Here is a 6,454-nt window from a genome sequence, read left to right as displayed (position 1 = left end):
GCCTTCATCAACTGATCGTTGGCGTGGATGCTCCAGATCTTTTCCCCGTCGGAGAAGACTCCTTTCGCCTCGTTCGCGGTTTCGGCATGAATCGCGGTTCGAACCTGGTCGAGGGTCAGGCCGAAGCTGTTGATCTGGGTAGGATTCAGATCCACGCGAACGGCCGGCGCTGAACTTCCGCCCGCCATGACCTGACCAACACCTTTAACCTGCGAGAGCTTCTGAACCAAAATCGTAGACGCCACGTCGTACAGCGTACTGGGCGGCAGGCGGTCGGAAGTGAGCGCGATGATCATGATCGGCGAATCGGCCGGATTGACTTTGCGGTAGGACGGGTTCTGCGGGAGATCGGCGGGCAGATAACCGCGCGCGGCGTTGATGGCGGCTTCCACGTCGCGCGCCGCGGCATCGATGTTCCGGCTCAGGTCGAACTGCAGTGTGATGCTGGTCTGGCCGAGGCTGCTGCTCGACGTCATCTCGGTCACCGACGCGATGCGGCCGAACTGGCGCTCCAGCGGCGTCGCGATCGACGAGGCCATGATCTCCGGACTCGCGCCCGGGAAGCCGGCGGAAACGGAGATCGTCGGAAAGTCCACCTGCGGCAGCGGCGAAACGGGCAGTAGCCGGAACGCGACTCCGCCCGCCAACGCTACGGCGACGGTGAGCAGCGCGGTGGCGATCGGGCGATGGATGAATGGAGAGGAAAGGCTCATCGTTGTCTCCTGCCCGTTCTAGGCCGGCTGCGGCGCCGGGTGGGGTGCCGGGTGGGGTGCCGGGGGTGGTGCTTCGGTCGGGCTCTCCGGTTCGTCGCCGGATTTGGTGCTGACCTTGCGCCCGAGACGCGCAGCGATGTTATCGAAGAACAGATAAATAACCGGTGTCGTGTAGAGCGTCAGCAACTGGCTGAGCAGCAGACCGCCGATGATGGTGATACCGAGCGGACGCCGCAGTTCCGAACCGACGCCGCTTCCGAACGCCAGCGGTACCGCGCCAAGCAGCGCGGCCAGAGTGGTCATCATGATCGGCCGGAAGCGAAGCAGGCAAGCTTGTGTGATGGCCTCCCGCGACGGCTTGCCCCCCTGCCGTTCGGCTTCGAGCGCGAAATCGATCATCATGATGGCGTTCTTCTTCACGATGCCGATCAGCAACACGATACCGATGATGGCGACCACGGTGAGTTCGTTGCCCGTAAGGATGAGCGCGAGGAGCGCGCCGACACCGGCCGACGGCAGTGTCGACAAAATCGTGATGGGGTGGATGTAGCTCTCATAGAGCACGCCCAGGACGATGTAAACGGTAACCAGCGCGGCCAGGATCAGAATCGACTCATTCGACAGGGAACTGACGAAAGCCGCGGCGGTTCCCTGGAACGATGCCGTCATCGCGGGCGGCGGCGGCATCTCTTTCTCGACTTCGCGGATCGCATCCACGGCGGCTCCCAGGGACGCGCCCGGCGCGAGGTTGAAGGAAATAGTGGACGCCGGGAACTGACCGAGGTGACTGATTAAAATCGGCATGGACGTCGTCGTGATCTTGGTGAACGTGTTTAAAGGAACCTGACCGCCGGCCGTGGAGCGGATATAGATATCGCCCAGGCGCGACGGATGGCGCTGGAATCGAGGATCGACTTCCAGAATCACGTGGTACTGGTTCAGCTGCGTAAACAACGTCGATACCTGGCGCTGGCCGTAGGCATCGTAGAGCGCATCGTCGATATTCTGGGCCGTGATTCCGACGCGCGCCGCCGTCTCGCGGTCGTAAGTAACCTCGGTTCTCAACCCCTTGTTCTGAAGATCGCTAGCCACATCGGCTAACACGGGAATCTCTTTGAGCCGCTCGACAAACCGGTTCACGTAACTGCTCAACTCGTCCCCGTTAGGGTCTTCCAGGCTGTACTGGTATTCGGTGCGGCTCACGATATCTTCGACCGTGAGGTCCTGCACCGGCTGCATGTACAGCACCATGCCTTCCACTCCCGACAAGCTGTTCGTCAACCGGCGAATGACGTCGGATGCGTTGATCCCACGCTCTTCGATCGGTTTCAGATTGATCTGAATGCGCCCGGTGTTCACGGTGGAATTCACGCCATCGACGCCGATGAACGATGACAGATTTTCAACCGCGGGGTCCTTGAGAACGATGGATGCGACCTGCTGCTGCAAGCGCGACATCTCGTTGAACGAGACACTTTCATCCGCCTGCGTGAAGCCCTGGATTTCGCCGGTATCCTGCACCGGGAAGAAACCTTTGGGAATGACGATGTACAGGTAAACGGTGAGCACGAGCGTGCCGAGGAAGACGAGCAGCGTGAGCACTTGATGCGCGAAGACTACCTCGAGGGTGCGGCCGTAGAACGCGATCGTGCTCTCAAAAATGCGTTCGGAAACGCGATAGAATCGGCCGCGGTCGGAATCCTTCTTATGCCGCAGCAGCTTCGCCGAGAGCATCGGCGTAAGCGTTAACGACACGAACGCGGAAATCAGAATGGTGACGGCCAGCGTGACGGCGAACTCTCGGAACAAGCGGCCCGTGATGTCACCCATGAAGAGCAGCGGAATCAGCACGGCGATCAACGAGACGGTCAGCGAAATGATCGTGAAACCGATCTGGCGGGACCCGACCAGCGCGGATTTCAGCGGTTCCTCGCCTTCTTCGACGTAGCGCGAAATGTTCTCGATCATCACAATCGCGTCGTCGACGACGAACCCGGTCGAGATCGTCAAAGCCATCAGCGTCAGGTTGTTCAAGCTGTAACCCAGCAGGAACATCACGGCGAACGTTCCGACCAGCGACAGCGGCACGGCAACGCTGGGAATCACGGTGGCCGATAGCGTCCGCAGGAACACGAAGATCACCATCACGACCAGCGCGATGCAAAGCATCAGCTCGAATTCGACATCGGCCACGGACGCGCGCACGGTGGTGGTCCGGTCGGTGAGAACGGCAACATTGATCGCCGAAGGAATCGTGTTCTTCAGGCGCGGAAGTAGCGCCGTGATGCGGTCGACCACCTGAATGATGTTGGCGCCGGGCTGGCGCTGAATGTTCAGGATGACGGCCGGCGTCGTGTTCATCCAGGCGGCTTGGCTGATGTTCTCGACGCTATCCACCACGCGCGCCACGTCTTTCATGACAATCGGCGCGTTGTTCTTGTACGCGATTACGAGTTGCTCGTAATCCGCGGCGGAGGTGAGCTGATCGTTGGCGGCGATCTGATAGCCCTCGCGCGGTCCGTCGAAGCTCCCCTTCGCGGCATCGAGACTGGCGTTGGTGATCGCGGTGTGGATGTCCTCGAGGTTCAATCCGTAAGAAGCGAGCTGCGTCGGATTGGCCTGAATGCGAACCGCGGGCTTCTGTCCACCGCTGATGGTCACCGCGCCCACGCCGGTCACCTGAGAGATTTTCTGGGCCAGGCGAGTGTCCGCATAATCTTCCACTTTCGACAGCGGAGTGGAGGTGGAGGTCAACGCGAGCGTCAAAATCGGCGCATCGGCCGGATTCACTTTGCTATAGATCGGCGGCAAAGGCAGACCTGCCGGGAGGTAGCTTTGCGCGGCGTTGATGGCGGCCTGCACTTCCTGCTCCGCGACGTCGATATTGAGCGAGAGCACGAACTGCAGCGTGATGACCGAAGCGCCCTGCGAACTGGTCGATAGCATCTGGTTGAGCCCGGGCACTTCGCCCAGCTGCCGCTCGAGCGGCGCGGTAACGGCCGATGCAACCACGTCCGGGCTGCCGCCGGGGTAGAACGTGGTGATCTGAATGGTCGGGTAATCCACTTCCGGCAATGCGGAAACCGGAAGCTGCCGGTAGGCAACGATCCCGATTAAAAGAATCGCGGCCATCAGTAGCGACGTGGCGATGGGCCGCAGAATGAACGGTTGAGACGGGTTCATTGGTTATGAGTTGGGCGTGCCTTTGAAGAACTGCGCGGATTGCGAAGATTCTTGACTCCGGGACTGCCGGGCGGATTCGCCACGGGCGCCGTAGGAGGGCCGGGTTTGACGCTCACCGGGGGAGACGACCCCTCGGTCTGGGTTTGGACCGAGGTCTGGCCCACGTTGACGTTGCCGCTCTCCGACATGGGTTTAACGGTCACCTGCGGCTTTACGGTGACGCGAGCGCCTTCCGTCAACCGGTCGAAACCATCGGTGATCAGGATTTCGCCGGGATTCACGCCCGTCACCGCGGAGGTCTCGCCGTTCGTCGTGGCGATTTTGATATCGCGCGCATGCACAACGCCGCCCCGTCCGCCGCCACCGTTGGCGCCGCTCCGCTGTTGGGTTCCGGGCGCCGGATTCCCCGGCTCACCGGCCTCCGGCGGAGATTTTGCATGAGGACTCTTCGAGCCCTTCGCCGTCGTGTCCTGCTGCGCGTCCGGAGCGCCGCCCGGCGTCATGATATACACGTACGCCTCATCCTGATTGCGTTGAATGGCGTCCGTGGGAATCAGGTTCACGCCGTTCAGAGTCTTCACCAGCAGCCGCGCGTTAACGAATTCGTTCGGAAAGAGCTTGTTATCTTGGTTCCCAAAAACGGCGCGCGCTTTCACGTTGCCGGTCGTTGTATCGATCTGGTTGTCCAGCGTCAGCAGTGAACCCTGGGCGATTTCGGTCTGCTGCGATCGATCCAGCGCATCGACGCGCAAAGGCCGCCCCGACTTCATTTGCGGAACCACGTCGGATAAGTAATCCTCCGACATGTTGAAAATTACCGTGATGGGCTGCAACTGCGTGATGGTGATCCCGACGTTTCCGTTGGCTTGAACGATATTGCCCGGGTCCACGGTTCGCAGGCCGACGCGGCCCGTCACCGGCGCGATGATGTCCGTATACACGATGTTGACTTGCGCCGCGGCGAGGTTGCCTTCATCCAGCTTGACGGTGCCTGCGTCCTGGTTCACCGTGGCCTGTTGCGTCGCGAGCTGCTGTTCCGGGATGGCATGTTGTTCGAAGGCGGTCTTATAGCGCTCGAGATCGATCTGCGCGTTCTTCAGCAGCGCCTGGTCGCGTTCGAGCTGCCCCTGTGCCTGCGTGACCGCGGCCTCGTAAGGGCGCGGGTCGATCTTGGCGAGTTTCGCGCCCTTTTGAACGATTTGCCCTTCCTTGTAATAGATCTCCATCAGCTGACCGGTCACGCGACTCTGCAGCGTCACCGTCGCCACCGGCGTAACGACGCCGAGAGCATTGATGTATTCGCCGATGTTGCCCTTTTTTACCGTGGCGATCGCGACCGGGATGGCGCCCCCCGCGCCTCGCCGGCCACCGGCTTTGCCGGACGCGCCCGTGGTGTCTTGCTTCTTCTCCCCGCGCGTGTGCATGTACCAATACCCGGCCCCGAGGATCAGGAGCAGCAGCACGAGCCAACCGATCCATCCGGTCCGTCGCGGCTTGACCGGCGGAGGTGTCGGTCGCGGAGGCAGCGGCGCAGCAACTTTCGGGCGCGCCGGAGGCGGCTCGGTGACAACTGTCGAAGAAGGATCGGGAGGGTTCATCTTTGGCTTATTCTTTAATGTTCCTTTCCAACATCGGCGATGAGCGGGACAGAAGACATCTGCCAATCGGCATAGATGCGCGGTCTGCGGAGTCGATCGTTTGTATGTTTACCTACAGAAGGGAATGATGGGGAAACCCGGCCTCGATCTCACCGTCTAAACTGTTGAACGAGCGACGATATTTCCTGTGAAATTCCGGTTTTCGGCTTTGGCACTCTTTCTGCTAACGGCCGCAGGCGCTCTGGCGCTCGACCCCGCCCGCATGCTCACGCAATATTCCCATCGCACCTGGGGGATCGAGCAGGGGCTTGCGCAGCCGACGATTTATTCCATCTCTCAAACCCATAACGGCTATCTGTGGTTGGGAACGCAGGACAGTTTGATTCGTTTCGATGGCATCCGCTTCCGGGCGATGGACGAGGTCTTGGGCAGCCCTTTCGACCACCGCCTGGTGCATGCGGTTTTGGAGGACGGCCGCGGCAATCTGTGGATTGGAACCGTCGGCAGCGGCCTGATTCGCCTGGCAGCGGACGGCTCGGTGACTCCGTTCGGAAAAGCGCGGGGAATGCCCAGCGAGAACATTACGTGTCTGGCGTCGGACTCCAGGGGCGCGCTTTGGGTCTGCACGGAAGAAGGACTGGTGCGGCGCGACAACGAGCATGTCCGGGTGTTTACGACCGCGGACGGAATGCCGGGGAATCATCCCGATTCCTTTTGCGCCGCGGCTGACGGAACCGATTGGGTCGCGTTTTCCGGTTACGGGTTATATCGCTTGGAAGCAGATCGCGCGAAGTTGTTTGCGCCGGCGCTCCCCTCCAATTTGAAAACTGTCCGAGCGCTTTCCTGCGCGCGCGACGGCAGCGTTTGGGCCGGTACTGAGAACGGCCTGGTACGCATTCGGGACGGCGCGACGACGTTGTTTACCACAACGAATGGATTGGCTGATAACTGGATCTCCGC

At 60.9% G+C, this 6,454-nt stretch carries 4 protein-coding genes; 1 reads left to right on the top strand and 3 read right to left on the bottom strand.

The window, feature by feature from the left end; genetic code table 11:
• From H1Y01_RS02855 to H1Y01_RS02845, 3 genes are all read right to left on the bottom strand, one after another.
• On the bottom strand, positions 1-713 hold a 713-nt coding region (locus H1Y01_RS02855; RefSeq protein ID WP_180538585.1), incomplete at its 3' end, for an efflux RND transporter permease subunit.
• 18 nt (positions 714-731) lie between these two features.
• Positions 732-3,896, bottom strand: coding sequence for a multidrug efflux RND transporter permease subunit (locus H1Y01_RS02850; RefSeq protein WP_180538584.1), 3,165 nt, complete (start codon positions 3,894-3,896; stop codon positions 732-734).
• Positions 3,893-5,494, bottom strand: a complete 1,602-nt coding sequence (locus tag H1Y01_RS02845) for an efflux RND transporter periplasmic adaptor subunit (RefSeq protein WP_180538583.1) — start codon at positions 5,492-5,494, stop codon at positions 3,893-3,895. The genes H1Y01_RS02850 and H1Y01_RS02845 overlap by 4 nt, the downstream gene beginning before the upstream one ends.
• 187 nt (positions 5,495-5,681) lie before the next feature.
• On the opposite strand from H1Y01_RS02845, the gene H1Y01_RS02840 reads away from it, so the two are divergent.
• Positions 5,682-6,454 (top strand): ligand-binding sensor domain-containing protein (locus H1Y01_RS02840; RefSeq protein WP_219341211.1); only part of this gene is annotated, 773 nt, incomplete at its 3' end.

The organism is Nevskia soli, assembly GCF_903970205.1.
Taxonomy (GTDB): Bacteria; Acidobacteriota; Terriglobia; order Bryobacterales; family Bryobacteraceae; genus Bog-113.
The sequence above is the reverse complement of the archived record's forward strand: the minus strand, read 5'-3'. Positions and strand labels throughout refer to the sequence as shown.

Coding starts and splice junctions, on each gene's coding strand:
- H1Y01_RS02850 (WP_180538584.1), bottom strand. CDS start 3,896: ATGAACCCGTCTCAACCGTTCATTCTGCGGCCCATCGCCACGTCGCTA.
- H1Y01_RS02845 (WP_180538583.1), bottom strand. CDS start 5,494: ATGAACCCTCCCGATCCTTCTTCGACAGTTGTCACCGAGCCGCCTCCG.